14 protein-coding genes and 1 pseudogene are annotated in these 14372 nt (G+C 71.9%); 5 read left to right on the top strand and 10 right to left on the bottom strand.

Annotated features, from left to right (window positions below):
* Positions 1 to 377 (bottom strand): annotated as a pseudogene (locus FV234_RS26620) (hypothetical protein); the annotation flags it as partial.
* Between FV234_RS26620 and FV234_RS07520 the strand changes: the two are divergent.
* From FV234_RS07520 to FV234_RS07510, 3 genes are all read left to right on the top strand, one after another.
* Complete coding sequence (locus FV234_RS07520) at positions 376 to 1041, top strand: dienelactone hydrolase family protein (protein ID WP_187273610.1); 666 nt, start codon at positions 376 to 378, stop codon at positions 1039 to 1041. The pseudogene FV234_RS26620 and the gene FV234_RS07520 overlap by 2 nt on opposite strands.
* Before the next feature lie 73 nt (positions 1042 to 1114).
* Positions 1115 to 3193: a M3 family metallopeptidase gene (locus FV234_RS07515; RefSeq protein WP_147828591.1), complete on the top strand. Its 2079-nt coding sequence runs from the start codon at positions 1115 to 1117 to the stop codon at positions 3191 to 3193.
* 157 nt (positions 3194 to 3350) lie between these two features.
* On the top strand, positions 3351 to 4172 hold the full coding sequence (locus FV234_RS07510; RefSeq protein WP_147828590.1) for a hypothetical protein: 822 nt from the start codon (positions 3351 to 3353) through the stop codon (positions 4170 to 4172).
* 16 nt (positions 4173 to 4188) lie between these two features.
* Here the strand turns inward: FV234_RS07510 and FV234_RS07505 are convergent, their stop codons facing one another.
* The 8 genes from FV234_RS07505 to recQ form a co-directional block, all read right to left on the bottom strand.
* Positions 4189 to 4407 (bottom strand): hypothetical protein, encoded by a 219-nt coding sequence (locus tag FV234_RS07505; RefSeq protein WP_147750749.1) that lies wholly within the window; start codon positions 4405 to 4407, stop codon positions 4189 to 4191.
* Between the two features lie 288 nt (positions 4408 to 4695).
* On the bottom strand, positions 4696 to 5595 hold the full coding sequence (locus FV234_RS07500) for an NAD(P)/FAD-dependent oxidoreductase (RefSeq protein ID WP_147828589.1): 900 nt from the start codon (positions 5593 to 5595) through the stop codon (positions 4696 to 4698).
* A 133-nt stretch (positions 5596 to 5728) separates the two neighbouring features.
* Positions 5729 to 6067, bottom strand: a complete 339-nt coding sequence (gene grxD / locus FV234_RS07495) for a Grx4 family monothiol glutaredoxin (protein WP_147750751.1) — start codon at positions 6065 to 6067, stop codon at positions 5729 to 5731.
* A 30-nt stretch (positions 6068 to 6097) separates the two neighbouring features.
* On the bottom strand, positions 6098 to 6604 hold the full coding sequence (locus FV234_RS07490) for a DUF29 domain-containing protein (protein ID WP_147828588.1): 507 nt from the start codon (positions 6602 to 6604) through the stop codon (positions 6098 to 6100).
* A 20-nt stretch (positions 6605 to 6624) separates the two neighbouring features.
* Positions 6625 to 6861, bottom strand: coding sequence for a BolA family transcriptional regulator (locus FV234_RS07485; RefSeq protein WP_147727612.1), 237 nt, complete (start codon positions 6859 to 6861; stop codon positions 6625 to 6627).
* Between the two features lie 22 nt (positions 6862 to 6883).
* Positions 6884 to 9103: a phosphoribosylformylglycinamidine synthase subunit PurL gene (purL, locus tag FV234_RS07480; protein WP_147828587.1), complete on the bottom strand. Its 2220-nt coding sequence runs from the start codon at positions 9101 to 9103 to the stop codon at positions 6884 to 6886.
* Positions 9104 to 9257: 154 nt separating this feature from the next.
* Positions 9258 to 10487 (bottom strand): hydrolase, encoded by a 1230-nt coding sequence (locus FV234_RS07475; protein ID WP_147828600.1) that lies wholly within the window; start codon positions 10485 to 10487, stop codon positions 9258 to 9260.
* A 127-nt stretch (positions 10488 to 10614) separates the two neighbouring features.
* Entirely contained in the window at positions 10615 to 12465 is a 1851-nt protein-coding gene (recQ, locus tag FV234_RS07470) for a DNA helicase RecQ (protein ID WP_147828586.1), read from the bottom strand.
* 78 nt (positions 12466 to 12543) lie between these two features.
* On the opposite strand from recQ, the gene FV234_RS07465 reads away from it, so the two are divergent.
* Positions 12544 to 12786 carry a type II toxin-antitoxin system VapB family antitoxin gene (locus tag FV234_RS07465; RefSeq protein WP_147828585.1) on the top strand — a complete coding sequence of 81 codons (243 nt, stop codon included), beginning with the start codon at positions 12544 to 12546 and terminating at the stop codon, positions 12784 to 12786.
* Positions 12786 to 13190, top strand: a complete 405-nt coding sequence (locus FV234_RS07460) for a type II toxin-antitoxin system VapC family toxin (protein ID WP_147828584.1) — start codon at positions 12786 to 12788, stop codon at positions 13188 to 13190. Before FV234_RS07465 ends, FV234_RS07460 begins: the two co-directional genes overlap by 1 nt.
* A 20-nt stretch (positions 13191 to 13210) precedes the next feature.
* Here the strand turns inward: FV234_RS07460 and recF are convergent, their stop codons facing one another.
* Positions 13211 to 14362 carry a DNA replication/repair protein RecF gene (gene recF, locus FV234_RS07455; protein ID WP_238272905.1) on the bottom strand — a complete coding sequence of 384 codons (1152 nt, stop codon included), beginning with the start codon at positions 14360 to 14362 and terminating at the stop codon, positions 13211 to 13213.
* Positions 14363 to 14372 lie beyond the last annotated feature (10 nt).

Raw genomic sequence — 14372 nt, 5'->3', positions numbered from 1 at the left:
GGTTTGACCTCCGCCTGGGCGGGCGGCTCGGCGGGTTTCGGCTCCGGCGCCGAAGCCGGGGGCGTCGCCGGCGTCAGCTCGGCCGGGCGCTCCGGCGGGCGCGGCGGGTCGCTCACGGTCGCGCCCGGCGCGGTCGCGGGCTTCAGCTCCGCGGGCCGCTCGGGCGGCAGCGGCGGCGGCACGGGGACGGTCGCCTCGGGCGCCTGCGTTTGCGCCTTGATGCCCAATGCCTTGACGTCCAAGGCCTTGGCGTCCTGGGCCTTGGCGTCCTGCGCCCTCGCATCCTGGGCCCTCGCATCCCGTCCCGCCGTCATGGCAAGCAGGGTCGTGCCGGCGAGCGCGAGCGCCGCGAACCGTCGAGACCGACCTGACGCCATGACCCATCCACCCCATCCGGTCGTCACCCGCGACACGATCCTGTGCGAGGGACGACCCGTCACGATCGAGCGGTTCGCCCCGCACGGCAAGGACGCCCCGGCCACGGCGACCGTGATTCTGCTCCACGACGCCGAAGGGCCAGGCTCGGACCGGCCGGTCCGGGCCGAGGCCGCGGCCTTGGCGGAGGCCGGCTTCGCGGTGCTGCTGCCGCACTATCTCGACCGCACCGGCGAGGCACGGGTGGGCTTTTCGGGGATCAGCCGGCATTTCGGTGCGTGGCGCGACGCCCTCGAGACGGTCCGGGCGCAGGTCCCCGGCCCGGTGGCCCTGGTCGGCCGCTCGCTCGGCGGCGCCCTGGCGCTGGCGCTCGCCGCGCGGGCGCCGGGGGCGAACGCGGCGCTGGTGCTGCGCGCGACCTTCCTGCCGCCGGAGCTCGGTACCGGTCCCCTCGCCCTGCCGCCGGCGCTGGCGCTGCACGGCGCGCGGGACGCCCTCGTCGGCCCGAGCCATCCGGAAACCCTGCGGCGGCGGATGGAAGAGGCGGGCGGGACCTGCCGCGTCCACCTCTACCCGGACCAGGGCCACGCCTTCGACCCGGCGACGGATGCCGACGCGACCGCGCGCGGCGTCGGCTTCCTGAAGCGTGCGTTCGGTCCTATCTGAGGTGGACACGTATCCGACCGCCGCCCTCCGGCGGCCCCAGCCGACGCGCGGCGCGAGACATCGAGACCTTCAGATGACGACAGCGCAAAATCCCGGCCTCGCCGACCTGCCGGCCGGCAACCCCTTCTCCGAGGCGGCCTGGGGCACGCCGGCCGAGCTTCCGCCCTTCGAGCGCATCCGGCCCGAGCACTACCTGCCGGCCTTCGAGGCGGCGCTGGCGGCGCACGACGCCGAGATCGCGGCGATCGCAGGCGAGGCCGCGGCGCCGAGCTTTTCCAACACCGTCGCGGCGATGGAGCGGGCGGGCCTCGCCCTCGATCGGGTCGCCGGGGTGTTCTACAACCTCACCGGCAGCCACACGAACCCCGAGCTGCAGGCGATCGAGCGGACGATCGGCCCCAAGCTCTCGCGCCACGGCAGCGCGATCTACCTCAACCCGGAGCTGTGGGCGCGCATCTCCGCGGTGGACGCCGACGCCGAAGGCCTGGGCGACGAGGAGCGCCGGGTGCTGTCGCGCTACCGCACCCGCTTCCGCCGCGCGGGCGCCGACCTCGGGCCGGAGGACAAGCTGCGCGTCGCCGAGATCGCCGCGCGGATGTCGGAGCTCGGAACCCAGTTCAGCCAGAACCTGCTCGCCGACGAGAGCCGCTTCCTGCTGCCGCTGGACGCCGCCGAGGACCGCGCCGGCCTGCCCGACTTCCTGGTCGCCTCGGCCGCCGACGCCGCCAAGGAGCGCGGCGGCGCGCACAGCCACGTCGTCACCCTGTCGCGCTCGCTGATCGAGCCGTTCCTGGTGTCCTCGACCCGGCGCGACCTGCGCGAGCGCGCCTACGAGGCCTGGATCCGCCGCGGCGAGGGCGGCGGCGACACCGACAACCGCGGCATCATCCGCGAGATCGTACAGCTCCGCGCCGAGCGGGCGCGGCTGCTCGGCTTCGACAGCTTCGCCCACTTCAAGCTCGACGACACCATGGCGGCGACCCCGGACGCGGCGATGGACCTGCTGCGCGAGGTCTGGACCCCCGCCCTCAAGCGCGCCGGCGCCGAGCGCGACCGGCTGCAGGCGATCGTGCAGGCCGAGGGCGGCAACTTCGCGCTCCAGGCCCACGATTGGCGCCACTACGCCGAGAAGCTGCGGCGGGCCGAGCACGACCTCGACGAGAGCGAGATCAAGGCGTACCTGCCGCTCGATTCGGTGATCCATGCCGCCTTCGACACGGCCTCGCGCCTGTTCGGCCTGACCTTCGCCGAACTCCCGGACGTACCGCGCTACCACCCGGACGTCCGCGCCTGGCGCGTCGGAAACGCCGACGGCTCGGAGGTCGGCACCTTCCTCGGCGACTACTTCGCGCGGCCGACCAAGCGCAGCGGCGCCTGGATGAGCGCCTTCCGCTCGCAGGAGCGGCTCACCGGCGACGTGAAGCCGATCATCGTCAACGTGATGAACTTCGCCAAGGCCCCGGCCGGCGAGGCGCCGCTGTTGTCCTTCGACGACGCACGCACCCTGTTCCACGAGTTCGGCCACGCCCTGCACGGGCTCCTGTCCGACGTGACCTATCCGGTGCTGGCCGGCACCGCGGTGTCGGGCGACTTCGTCGAGCTGCCCTCGCAGCTCTACGAGCATTGGCTGGAGCAGCCGGAGGTGCTGCGGACCCATGCCCGCCACCATCGCACCGGCGAGCCGATGCCGGAGGGGCTGCTGACGAAGCTGCTCGCCGCCCGCACCTTCAACCAGGGATTCGCCACCGTGGAATACACCTCCTCGGCGATCGTCGACATGACCCTGCACCTCTCGGCCGGGGGCGAGGACGGCCTCGACGTGGGCGCCTTCGAGGCCGACGCGCTGGAGCGGATCGCGATGCCGTCCGAGATCAACATGCGCCACCGCACGCCGCATTTCGCGCACATCTTCTCGGGCGACGGCTATGCCGCGGGCTACTACAGCTATCTCTGGTCCGAGGTGCTGGATGCCGACGCGTTCGACGCCTTCCGCGAGGCCGGCGACATCTTCGATCCGGCCACCGCGAAGCGCCTTCGCACCTACGTCTACGGCGCCGGCAACCTGCGCGACCCGCGCGAGGCCTACACCGCCTTCCGCGGACGCCTGCCGAGCACCGGACCGCTGCTGCGCAAGCGCGGGCTGGCGGCCTGACCTCCGGGTCGGGCAGCGGCCGCATCGCACGCCTGCGGCCCTACGGGACCGGGGGCGGAATGGGCCGACGAGGCCCGGCGGGGGCGGTAACCCTTTGGTAAACAAACGTCCTTAACCAAAGCTTTCGACAGAGATGCCGGACGCGGAGGCGAGGGCCATGACGACGAACATCGATTCGCCCGCGGAGGCCGTGAAGGCCTCGCCGGACGCGCTGCTGAAGGCTGCCGTCTCCGGTGGCAAGCCCAAGGCGGCGCCGACTGTGCCGACGGCCGCCAAGGTTGGCCGCCGCCTCGACGGGGTGGCGATGGGTCTGGCCGGGGCCGCCCTCGCGCTCGGCACGGTGCTCGGCGCCGGCACCGCGATGCTGGCGACGCCTCGCTCCGAGGGCACGGGCGTCGTGCTGGCCGAGATCAACGCGGCCCTCGAAGCCAACCGGCTGGAAGCCTCGCGCCTCGCCATCGCCTCCGACCGCCTCGACAAGTCGGTCGCCGCCCTCAAGGAAGTCTCCGAGGCCGCCCGCAGCGAGGCGAAGGTCCGCGGCGGCGCGCTGACGGAGAAGGTCGGCAAGACGGAAACGGCCCTGGTGGCCAAGATCGCGGCCCTGGGCGAGCGCATCGACCAGGCCGAGAAGGAGCAGGCCGCCCGCCTTGCGGCGACGACCGCGCAAGCGGACAAGCGCACGGTGGCGGCAGCCACCGCTCCGGCGCCCGTGCCCGCTCCTCTACCGGCCGCCAAGGCGGAGCCGGTCCAGACCGGAAGCATCACCGAACCCAAGCCGAAGCCAGCGATCATCGAGTCCTGGGCCGTGCGCGACGTGTACGACGGCACCGCCATGCTGGAGGACCGCCGCCGCCGCCTCGTCGAGGTCGCGATCGGCGATTCGATCCCCGGCGTCGGCCGGGTCGAGGCCGTCGAGCGGCGCGGGCGGGAATGGGTGGTGGTGACGCGTCAGGGCCTGGTCACGCCGCAGCCCTGGTAGGGCGCGGGGAAAATCGTCAGCTCGAGGCGATCGGCGTCGGGGTGAGGGTGCCGGCGCCGACCGGGAAGCGATGCTCGATCGTCATCGGGTCGGCCATGATCGCGGCGCGCTCGGCGCGCTGGCGGCCATGCGTGAGGGCGCGGGTCTGTGCGGTGCGCGTCGGGTGCAGGATGGCCGCGAGAAGGGCTTGGCCTTCGAACTGGGACCCGAGGTTCTTGGCGTCGAAGACGGGCATGACCGGCCTTGCAGAGACAGCGGAGCGTCGGCACCGACGGCCCAGAAGAACTGGACCGTGCGGGAGTAACGGGGACAAGCTGAACAAGTTCCGAACCTTTGAGGATCGAAACTCTTTTTTCATCATTGCATTGCGGCGGCCCGGCCATGGTGCGAGATCGCACGCCGACTTGCAGCAGGGAGCGATTTCCAGACTACGCACCCTGGGTAGAACGCCGTCGCAGGTCGTCGCGCGCGGTGCGCGTGCCGCGCTGCCTGCCGGAAAAGCATCCGTTGCACGCCTGCGCGATCAGCGGGTGTCCTCGCGCAGCAGCTCGGTGTTGACCGCGAACGCCGCCATCGCGCCCTCCGCGGCGGCGACGACCGCGAACTGCACCCGGCGCGAGGCGTCGCCGGCGACGTAGAGCCCGGGCACGTTCGTCTTCTCGTACTCGCGGGTCGGCACCACGCCGGCCTCGTTCAGGGTGCAGCCGAGCTGCGTGATGAGCGTCGAGGGCAGACAGCCCGTCGGCATCAGGAACACCGCGCGGCAGGGCAGGGCGGTGCCGTCGGCGAAGGCGAGGTGAGTCGGCCCGTCGGCGTCGCCGTCGAGGCGTGCGATCGGCGCCTCGATCAGCCGGACCCCGTTGCGCGCCAGGCGGGCGCGGTCGTCGTCGGAGAGTTCGGTCGGGTGGCCGTCGGTGCACAGCGTCACGTCGCGGCTCCACGCCGTCAGCTCCAGGGCGAACCCCTTGGCGACCGGGCCGTGGGCGTAGGCGGCGATGGGGCTGTCGCGCCGCTCGTAGCCGTCGCAATAGGGGCAGGAATGGACGCCCGCGCCCCAGTAGCGCGCGAAGCCGTGGATCGCCGGCAGATCCTGGTGCAACCCGGTGGCGAGGATCAGGCGGCGGGCGGATTCGCGGCGCCCGTCGGCGAGCGTGATCGCGAACCCGTCCGCGACCGCTTCGGCCCCGATCGCCTCGCCGTCGCGAAGCTCGACGGTGTCGTAGCGGGCGAGGTCGGCGCGGGCGAGGGCCCGGAGTTCGTCGGGCGGCGTGCCGTCGCGGGTGAAGACGCCCCAGGTCAACCGGGCGGCGGCGTTGCGCGGCGTGCCCTGGTCGACGAGCAGGACCCGGCGGCGGCAGCGCCCGAGGATCAGGGCGGCGTTGAGGCCCGCCGGGCCGCCGCCCACGATGATGACGTCGTGCATGCCGCAGCACCTCCGGATGTCGCCCCCGATCCCCTCCCTGGGCTCAAGCCGCGGCATGCGCGAACGTTTCTCGGGAGCGGACACGAAAAAGGGCGCCGGGGCGCCCTTCGTCGTCGTCCGGTCGCGCGGCCCGTCAGGCGGCGGCGGACTTCACCGGGATGCCCTTCTCGGCCAGGAAGGTCTGCAGCTCGCCCGACTGGAACATCTCGCGGGTGATGTCGCAGCCGCCGACGAATTCGCCCTTCACGTAGATCTGCGGGATGGTCGGCCAGTTGGAGAAGGCCTTGATGCCGTCGCGGATGCCGGCGTCGGCCAGCACGTTCACGCCCTTGAACGGCACTTCGAGGTAGTTGAGGATCTGCACGACCTGCCCCGAGAAGCCGCATTGCGGCATGGTGGGCGTGCCCTTCATGAACACGACCACGTCCTGGGACTTGATCTCGTTCTCGATGCTTGCGTTGACGTCGGTCATGGGTTTCGGTCCTTGATCTGCAAGAGTGATCTAATGATGGTCGGGGCGCGCTTTCAACACCTCGGCGAGACGTTCCAGGGCGCGGTCCATGTCGAAACCGTCCGACGACATCTCCTCGGGGGTGAAGGGCATCCGGTCCGGCAGTCCGCCGATCAGCCTGCCGCCGAAGACGTCGAGCGAGGCGTCGGCGATCGTTTTGGCGTTCGCCCAGAGGCGCTCCCAATCGATCCTCTTGCGCAGGAAGGGACGATAGTTCCGCTGCGCCGAGGCCTGGAAGACCAGGACCTCCTTGCGCCAGGAACGGGTCGACTGCGCAGCCGGCGCGGAGGCATATTTCAGTACGTGGATCAGCATCTGGGACATCGCGCTCTCGACGCGATCGATCTCGGACCGGCCCACGCCCTCGATCTCCTCGGCGACGTTCTCCCAATCGGGGACGTTCGACAGCTCGGGGCGCGTCGCGAGGGACCGCAACGCGGCGACCTGCTGGTCGGCCCACGTCACCGTGTGGTCGTCGTAGAGGCTCGGCTGGTCCATCGGCACCACCGCTGCGGCGACTAATCCTGCGGGACGCCCGTCGTCAGCGCAAGGGCGTGGAGCACGCCCCCCATCCGCCCCTGGAGCGCGCCGTAGACCATCTGGTGCTGGGCGACGCGGGTCTTGCCCTTGAACGCCGCCGACAGCACCGTGGCGGCGTAGTGGTCGCCGTCGCCGGCGAGATCCTTGATCTCCACCTTGGCGTCGGGCAGGGCCTCGACGATCATCCGCTCGATCTCGCGCGCGTCCATCGGCATCGGTCGGTTCCTTGGTCGGGGTTCAGGCGGCGGCCGGCAGGCTCGCCATGTAGGCCGGCAGCCAGCCTTCGTGCGCCTCACGAAGCTCGGCGACGGATATGGTCTGCCCGCCCGGCAGGGTCAAACCGTCGCCCTCGACGACGCCGACCACCGAGGCGTCAATGCCCTGCGCCGAGGCGGCGTAGAGGATGTCGGTCGCGACCTCGGCCGGCACGGCGACGAGATAGCGGGCCTGGTCCTCGCCGAAGAGGTAGGCGTGGGCCGGCATGCCCTCGGGGGCCTCGGGCAGCGTCGCGCCGAACGAGCCGGCCATCGCCATCTCGGCCAAAGCCACCGCGAGGCCGCCGTCGGAGAGGTCGTGGACGGTGTCGATCTGTCCCGAGACGATCAGCCCGCGGACGAAGTCGCCGTTGCGGCGCTCGAGCGACAGGTCGACGGGGGGCGGCGCGCCCTCCTCGCGACCCTCGATCACCGACAGGTAGATCGACTGCCCGAGCCAGCCCTCGGCCGCGCCGACCAGCACCAGCACGTCGCCCGCGCGCTTCAGGGCGATGGTGGCGTGGCGCGCGACGTCGTCGAGCACGCCGACGCCGCCGATGGTCGGGGTCGGCAGGATGCCGACGCCGTTGGTCTCGTTGTAGAGCGAGACGTTGCCGGACACGACGGGGAAGTCGAGCGCCTTGCAGGCCTCGCCGATGCCCTGGATGCAGCCGACGAGCTGGCCCATCACCTCGGGTTTTTCCGGGTTGCCGAAATTGAGGTTGTCGGTGATCGCGAGCGGCCGGCCGCCGACGGCGGTGATGTTGCGCCACGCCTCGGCCACGGCCTGCCGCCCGCCCTCGACGGGGTCCGCCTCGCAATAGCGCGGCGTCACGTCCGCGGTGAGGGCCAGCCCGCGCGGGCCGTCCTCGACGCGGACGATCGCCGCGTCGCCGCCGGGCTTCTGCACGGTGTTGCCGCCGATGAAGTGGTCGTACTGCTCGTAGACCCAGCGCTTCGAGCACAGCTCGGGCGAGCCGACGAGGCGCTTCAGCGCCTCGGTCAGCGAGGCCGGGGCGGCCACGTCCGCGGCGTGGATCTCGGGCAGGTGCGTGTTGGCGATGTGGGGCCGGTCGTAGAGCGGCGCCTCGTCGCCGAGCTCCTTGATCGGCAGGTCGGCGACCACGTCGCCGTGCCACTTCACCACGAAGCGCAGGGTGTCGGTGGTCTTGCCGATCACCGCGAAGTCGAGGCCCCACTTCACGAAGATCGCCTCGGCCTCGGCCTCCATGCCGGGCTTGAGCACCATGAGCATGCGCTCCTGGCTCTCCGAGAGCATCATCTCGTAGGGGGTCATGCCCGCCTCGCGGGCCGGCACCTTCTCGATGTCGAGCTCGACGCCGAGATCCCCCTTGGCGCCCATCTCGACCGCCGAGCAGGTGAGCCCGGCCGCGCCCATGTCCTGGATCGCGATGACCGCGCCGGACTTCATCAGCTCCAGGCAGGCCTCGAGCAGGAGCTTCTCGGCGAAGGGGTCTCCGACCTGCACGGTCGGACGCTTCGATTCGGTCTCGGCGTCGAACTCGGCCGACGCCATGGTGGCGCCGTGGATGCCGTCGCGGCCGGTCTTGGAGCCGAGGTAGACGATCGGGTTCCCGACGCCGGAGGCCGCCGCGTAGAAGATCGCGTCGGCCTTCGCGAGGCCCACCGCCATGGCGTTGACCAGGATGTTGCCGTCGTAGCGCGGGTGGAAGCCGACGGCGCCGCCCACCGTGGGCACGCCGAACGAGTTGCCGTAGCCGCCGATGCCGGCGACCACGCCCGAGACGAGGTGCCGGGTGCGGGGATGGTCGGGCGAGCCGAAGCGCAGGGCGTTGAGCGCCGCGATCGGGCGCGCGCCCATCGTAAACACGTCGCGCAGGATGCCGCCGACGCCGGTCGCCGCTCCCTGGTAGGGCTCGATGAAGCTCGGGTGGTTGTGGCTCTCCATCTTGAAGACGCAGGCGAGCCCGTCGCCGATGTCGATGACGCCGGCATTCTCGCCCGGGCCCTGGATCACCCAGGGGCCCGTCGTCGGCAGTCCGCGCAGGTGCTTGCGCGAGGACTTGTACGAGCAGTGCTCGTTCCACATCGCCGAGACGATGCCGAGCTCGGTCAGCGTCGGGTCGCGCCCGATCAGCCCGCGGAAGCGTTGGTACTCGTCCGGCGTCAGGCCATGCTGGCGGACGAGTTCGGGCGTGATCGGGACGTCGTTGCGGAACATGCGGCGGTCTCGACGAAAATCCGGTCCCGATGAGAAGGTGCCCATCGGTGAGGTAGGCGCCGGCTCGGGGGTCGCCACGGCTCTAGAGGGTAAGCGCCCGCCCTGGCAACATTCGATCGCGCATCCGGGCGGGACCGTACCGGGGTCGAAGCGCTCAGGCCCGGGCCGGCGCGTCCGCATCGGCCTCGGATGCGCTTCCGGGCTTCGCCCTGCGGCGGCGGTCGATCGCCGCGTGCACCGGTTCGGCGCCCGAGACGAGGGCGACGTAGTCGAACCCCTCCGTGTCCAGGCTCGACATCAACAACTGGAAGTGCATCTGGAACAAGTTGAAGCGCCGCCCCCGGATCAAGCGGTCCTCGATCAGGTCTTCGAGGCGGACGTAGCGCGTCGCCGGGCGCGTCCGGTCGGGGGAGGGCACGTCGGACGCGGTCAGCGGATCGCGCAGGTGGATCGACAGCCAGTCCCAGGGGGCGCGCACGTCGAGCCAGCGGATGTGGTCGGCGGCGGCGAACCGCGCGAGCGCCGCCCGGAACGCCACGGCCGGCCGGTCGAGGGCGATCCAGGGAATCACGCTGCCGAGCGTCACGAACGAGACCGGGGTGTCGCGGGTGCCAAAGGCCGGGTCGGCCGCCAGGATGCGGTCGAGCACCTCGATTCCGAGGAAGCTCGAGGAGGAATGGCCGACCACCACGATCTCGTCGGCCGTCCCTTCCGCGGCGGCGATGCGCGCGGCCATCGCGTCGAGGCGGTCGGGCATCCGCGGCTCGCGTCCCGCCGCGTGGTCGTGGGTGAAGGCGGTGTCGTCGACGAGGTGGGCGCAGTAGAACGGCTTGCCGCGGGTGAGCGCCATGATGCCGGCCAGGATCGCGTAGGCCGCGACCGGCACCGCGAGCCAGGACCAGGGCCGCCAGCCCGCCGGCAGCGCCGACGGCAGGAGGGCGCCGAGCGCGAGGCTCACGGCGACGAACAGCAGGAACAGGTACTGGACCCCGAAGATCACCATGGCGAAGCTGCGCGCCTCGCGGCGCAGGCGGCGCGCGTAGCCCGAGCGCCGAAGCCGCCACAGCAGGGCCGGCACCGTGCCCAGGCGCCGCCAGTTGGCGCGCGGGAAGCGGGCGCGGACGATGTCGTCCCAGCGCAGCAGGCCGTAGCGCGTGCGGGTGGCGCCGGATTGCACGGTCCAGTCGAGGCTGAGGCGGTCGGCGCTGCGCGACGGTTCGCCGACCGCGATGTCGAGGCCGCGGCGCGCCGCGGTCAGCCGGCTCTCGCGGCGGAAGAGGCCCCAGTAGGTCTCCGGTTGGCGCGGGTCGAAGCCGGGCAGGTAGAAGACCTGGCGCGTGGTCGTGCCCGGCCGATCGGTTGCGGGCCGCTCGACCGTGGGCAGGTCGGCCGCGGCCGTGTCGTTGGACTGGGGAATGACGACGCGTTCCGGCGCTGGTGCTGGCAAGGGATTCCGGCTCCCTACACGACGGCGCGGCCCCGAGACGAGCGAAAAGACCGATTCCCGCCGCTCACGCGGCCGGGGGATGCGCCAGGAACTCGGCGATGGCCGCGACGAACCGGTCGCCGTAGGCCTCGCGCTTGCGCTCGCCGACGCCGTGGACGGTGCGCAGCGCGTAGAGGTCCACCGGCTTGCCCTTGGCCATCTCGATCAGCGTCCGGTCGGGAAACACCATGAAGGCGGCGATGTTCTCCGTGCGTGCGATCGTGGCGCGCAGGCCCCGGAGGTGCTGGAACAGGGCCTCGTCGGCGGGGCTCAGGTCGTCCGAGCCGGCGTCGCGCACGGCGCCCGTGCGGCGGCGCTCGCGCGGCTCGGCGGATTTCGGCTCCGGGTCGGGGCGGAGTTCCACCGGCTCGCGGCCGAACAGGATCGCCTCGCCCTTGTCGGTCATGGTGAGGCCGCCGTAGCCGTCGCCGTTCTCGGCCACCGCGCCGGCCGCGAAGAGCTGGCGCAGGATCGCCCGCCAGGCGGCGACCGGCTTGTCGGCGCCGACGCCGAAGGTCTTGAGCTGCTCGTGGCCGTTGCGGCGGATCGGCTCGCTCGCCTTGCCGTGGACGACGTCGCAGACGTAGGCCGCGCCGTAGCGCTGCCCGGTGCGCACGATCGCCGAGAGGATCTTCTGGGCCGAGACCGTGCCGTCGACCAGCGTGACGCCGCCGCGGCAGAGGTCGCACCGGCCGCAATGGCCGCTGGCCTCGTCGAAGTAGGCGAGCAGCGACTGCCGGCGGCAGGCCGCGCCCTCGCACAGCGAGATCATGGCCTCGAGCTTGCGCCGCTCGACGCGGCGGCGCTCGTCCGGCACCTCCTTCTCGTCGATCTGGCGGCGGCGCAGCGCCATGTCGTCGAGGCCGTAGAGGGTCAGGGTGTCGGCGGGCAGCCCGTCGCGGCCGGCCCGGCCGATCTCCTGGTAGTAGCCCTCGACGTTGCCCGGCATGTCGGCGTGGCAGACGAAGCGCACATCCGGCTTGTTGATGCCCATCCCGAAGGCCACCGTCGCGGTCATCACGACGCCGTCCTCCTGCAGGAAGGTGTCCTGGTTGCGCATCCGCGTGCCCTGGTCGAGGCCGGCATGGTAGGCCAGCGCGTTGAAGCCGTCCTTCTTCAGGCTTTCGGCCAGCTGCTCGGTGCGCTTGCGCGACGAGCAGTAGATGATCCCGCTCTCGGAGCGGCGGTGCTTGAGGAAGCGCTCGATCTGCCGGGTCGGGTTGTCCTTGGCGGCGAAGGTCAGGCCGATGTTCGGCCGGTCGAAGGAGTGCACGAAGGTCCTGAGGTCGCGCCCTTCCGGAAACAGCCGCTCGGCGATCTCGGCCCGCGTCGCCTTGTCGGCGGTCGCCGTCAGCGCCACGGTCTGGACGTCGCCGAGCGCCTCGCGCGCCCGCGACAGGGCGCGATACTCGGGCCGGAAGTCGTGGCCCCATTGCGAGACGCAATGCGCCTCGTCGACCGCGAGCCGGCGGACGCCGGCGCCGCGCAGCGCGTCCATGCAGCCGTCCATCAGCAGCCGCTCGGGCGAGACGAAGAGCAGGCGCAGCTCGTTCGCGCGGATCATCCGCCAGGTCTCGCGCGAAACGGATTCGGCCACCGACGAGTTGAGCGTCGCGGCCGCGACCCCGAAGCCGCGCATCTGCTGCACCTGGTCGTGCATCAGCGCGATCAGCGGCGAGACCACGACGGTGAGCGAATCCTCGACCAGCGCCGGCAACTGGTAGGTCATCGACTTGCCCGAGCCCGTCGGCATCACCGCGAACACGTCCGCCCCGGACAGAACCGCCTCGATCACCTCGTCCTGGCCGGGGCGGAAGTCGTCGTAGCCGAACGTCGTTTTCAGGGCCCGCCGCGCGTCGTCGAGTCGTGAGGTCATACCTGTCCCGGGCGATGCGGCCGCTTGCCGCCGCGGTGTGTATACACTAGCGTTGCACTGTCTACACGGAGACGCGCGATGCCGCTCAATATTCGAAGCGAGGAGGTCAACCGCCTCGCCGATAAGCTGGCTTCCCTGGCGCGCGTCAGCAAGACCGAGGCGGTGCGGATCGCGCTCGCCAACGAGCTGGAGCGGCGCGATGCGTCGCTGACTGCGTTCATCGCGGGGATCAAGCTGATCCAAGATCGTATCGCGGCCTGTCCGGAAACCGGGCTGGAGGCCGACAAGGCGTTCTTCGACGACCTGAACGGCGAGCCCTGATGTTCGTCGACGCGTCCGCGCTGGTCGCGATCCTCGCCGGCGAGCCCGGGAACGCGTCACTGGCGCGGGCCATCAAGGCGGCGCACGATCCGATCACATCCGCGCTGGCCATCTTCGAGACCGCGAGCGCGCTCGCCCGAAAAAACGCGCTCGCGATCGACGCTGCCGAGACGGAGACCTACGCGTTTCTCGATCTCGCGGGCATCCGGATCGTCGCTCTCGGCGACGAGGAAGTGCGCGACGCGCTCGCCGCCTATGCCCGCTTCGGCAAGGGCCGGGGCCACCCGGCCCGGCTGAACATGGGCGACTGCTTCGCCTATGCCTGCGCGCGCGTCCACGACGTGCCGCTCCTCTTCGTCGGCGACGACTTCCCGCAGACCGACATCCACTCGGCGGCAGGCTGAGGCGAAGTCGCCCGAGGCGATTACCCGATCCGCACGATTTCGGCGGCCTCGCCGAGGCCGTCGAACATCGCCGGGTCGGCGCCCGTCATGAACACTTGCCCGGGCAGCGCGTCGAGCGCCTCGAACAGGCCGGCGCGGCGGCGCGGGTCGAGGTGGGCGGCGACCTCGTCGAGGAGGATCAGCGGCGCGATCCCGCTCATCGCCCGCACCAGCCGGGCGTGGGCCAGCACGAGGCCGATCAGCAGCGCCTTCTGCTCGCCGGTGGAGGCGGTCGCCGCCGGCACGTCCTTGGGGCCGTGGCGGACCACGAGGTCGCTGGTCTGCGGGCCGGAGAGCGTGCGCCCGGCGGCCCGGTCGCGCGCGCGGCCGCGGGCGAGCGCAAGGCGGAAGCGGTCTTCCGCCTCCAACGCCGGCCACACCGCCACGAGGTCGTCGAGGTCGCCCTCCAGGCGCAGGGCCGCCCAGGGAAACGGCTGCGCGTCGTCGCGGGTCTCGTGGATCAGCCGGTCGAGGCGCTCGGTGGTCTCGCGGCGGGCGAGCGCCACGGCGACGCCGAGCTCGGCGACCTCGCGCTCGATCGCGTCGAGCCAGCGGCCGTCGTTCGGGCGTTCTTCCAACAGCCGGTTGCGCGAGCGCAGCGCCCGCTCCATCGCCGAGACGCGGGCGCCGTGGCCGGAATCGACGGCGAGGACGAGGCGGTCGAGGAAGCGGCGGCGGTCGCCGCCGGGCCCGCGGAACAGCCCGTCGAGGTCCGGCGTCAGCCAGACCACGCGCACGAACTCCGAGAAGGCGACGGGCGAGGGCGCGCCGGCCCCGTCGACCCGGCAGAGCCGGCTGGTGCGCCCGTCGAAGCCCGGCGGCTCGCAGCCCGTGCCGAGGCGATGCTCGGCCCCGTCGCGCGCCAGCGTCACCGAGACGGCGAACCCGCCGGGGCCGTCCTTGCGCGCCATCGTGGCGAACTCGGCCCGCCGGAGCCCGCGCCCGGGGGCGAACAGCGAGACCGCCTCCAGGATGTTGGTCTTGCCCGCCCCGTTCTCGCCGACGAGCGCGACGAAGCGCGACGACAGCGGCAGGTCGAGGTCGGCGTGGTTGCGGAAGTCGCGGACGGTCAGGCGGGTGAGGCGCTGGGCGCCTTGCTCTGGCTCCAGACCGATGTCAGCTTCGGGCCTAATCACAGACGAT

Source organism: Methylobacterium sp. WL8 (assembly GCF_008040045.1).
Taxonomy (GTDB): domain Bacteria; phylum Pseudomonadota; class Alphaproteobacteria; order Rhizobiales; family Beijerinckiaceae; genus Methylobacterium; species Methylobacterium cerastii.
This window is presented reverse-complemented; position numbering and strand designations above follow the sequence as displayed.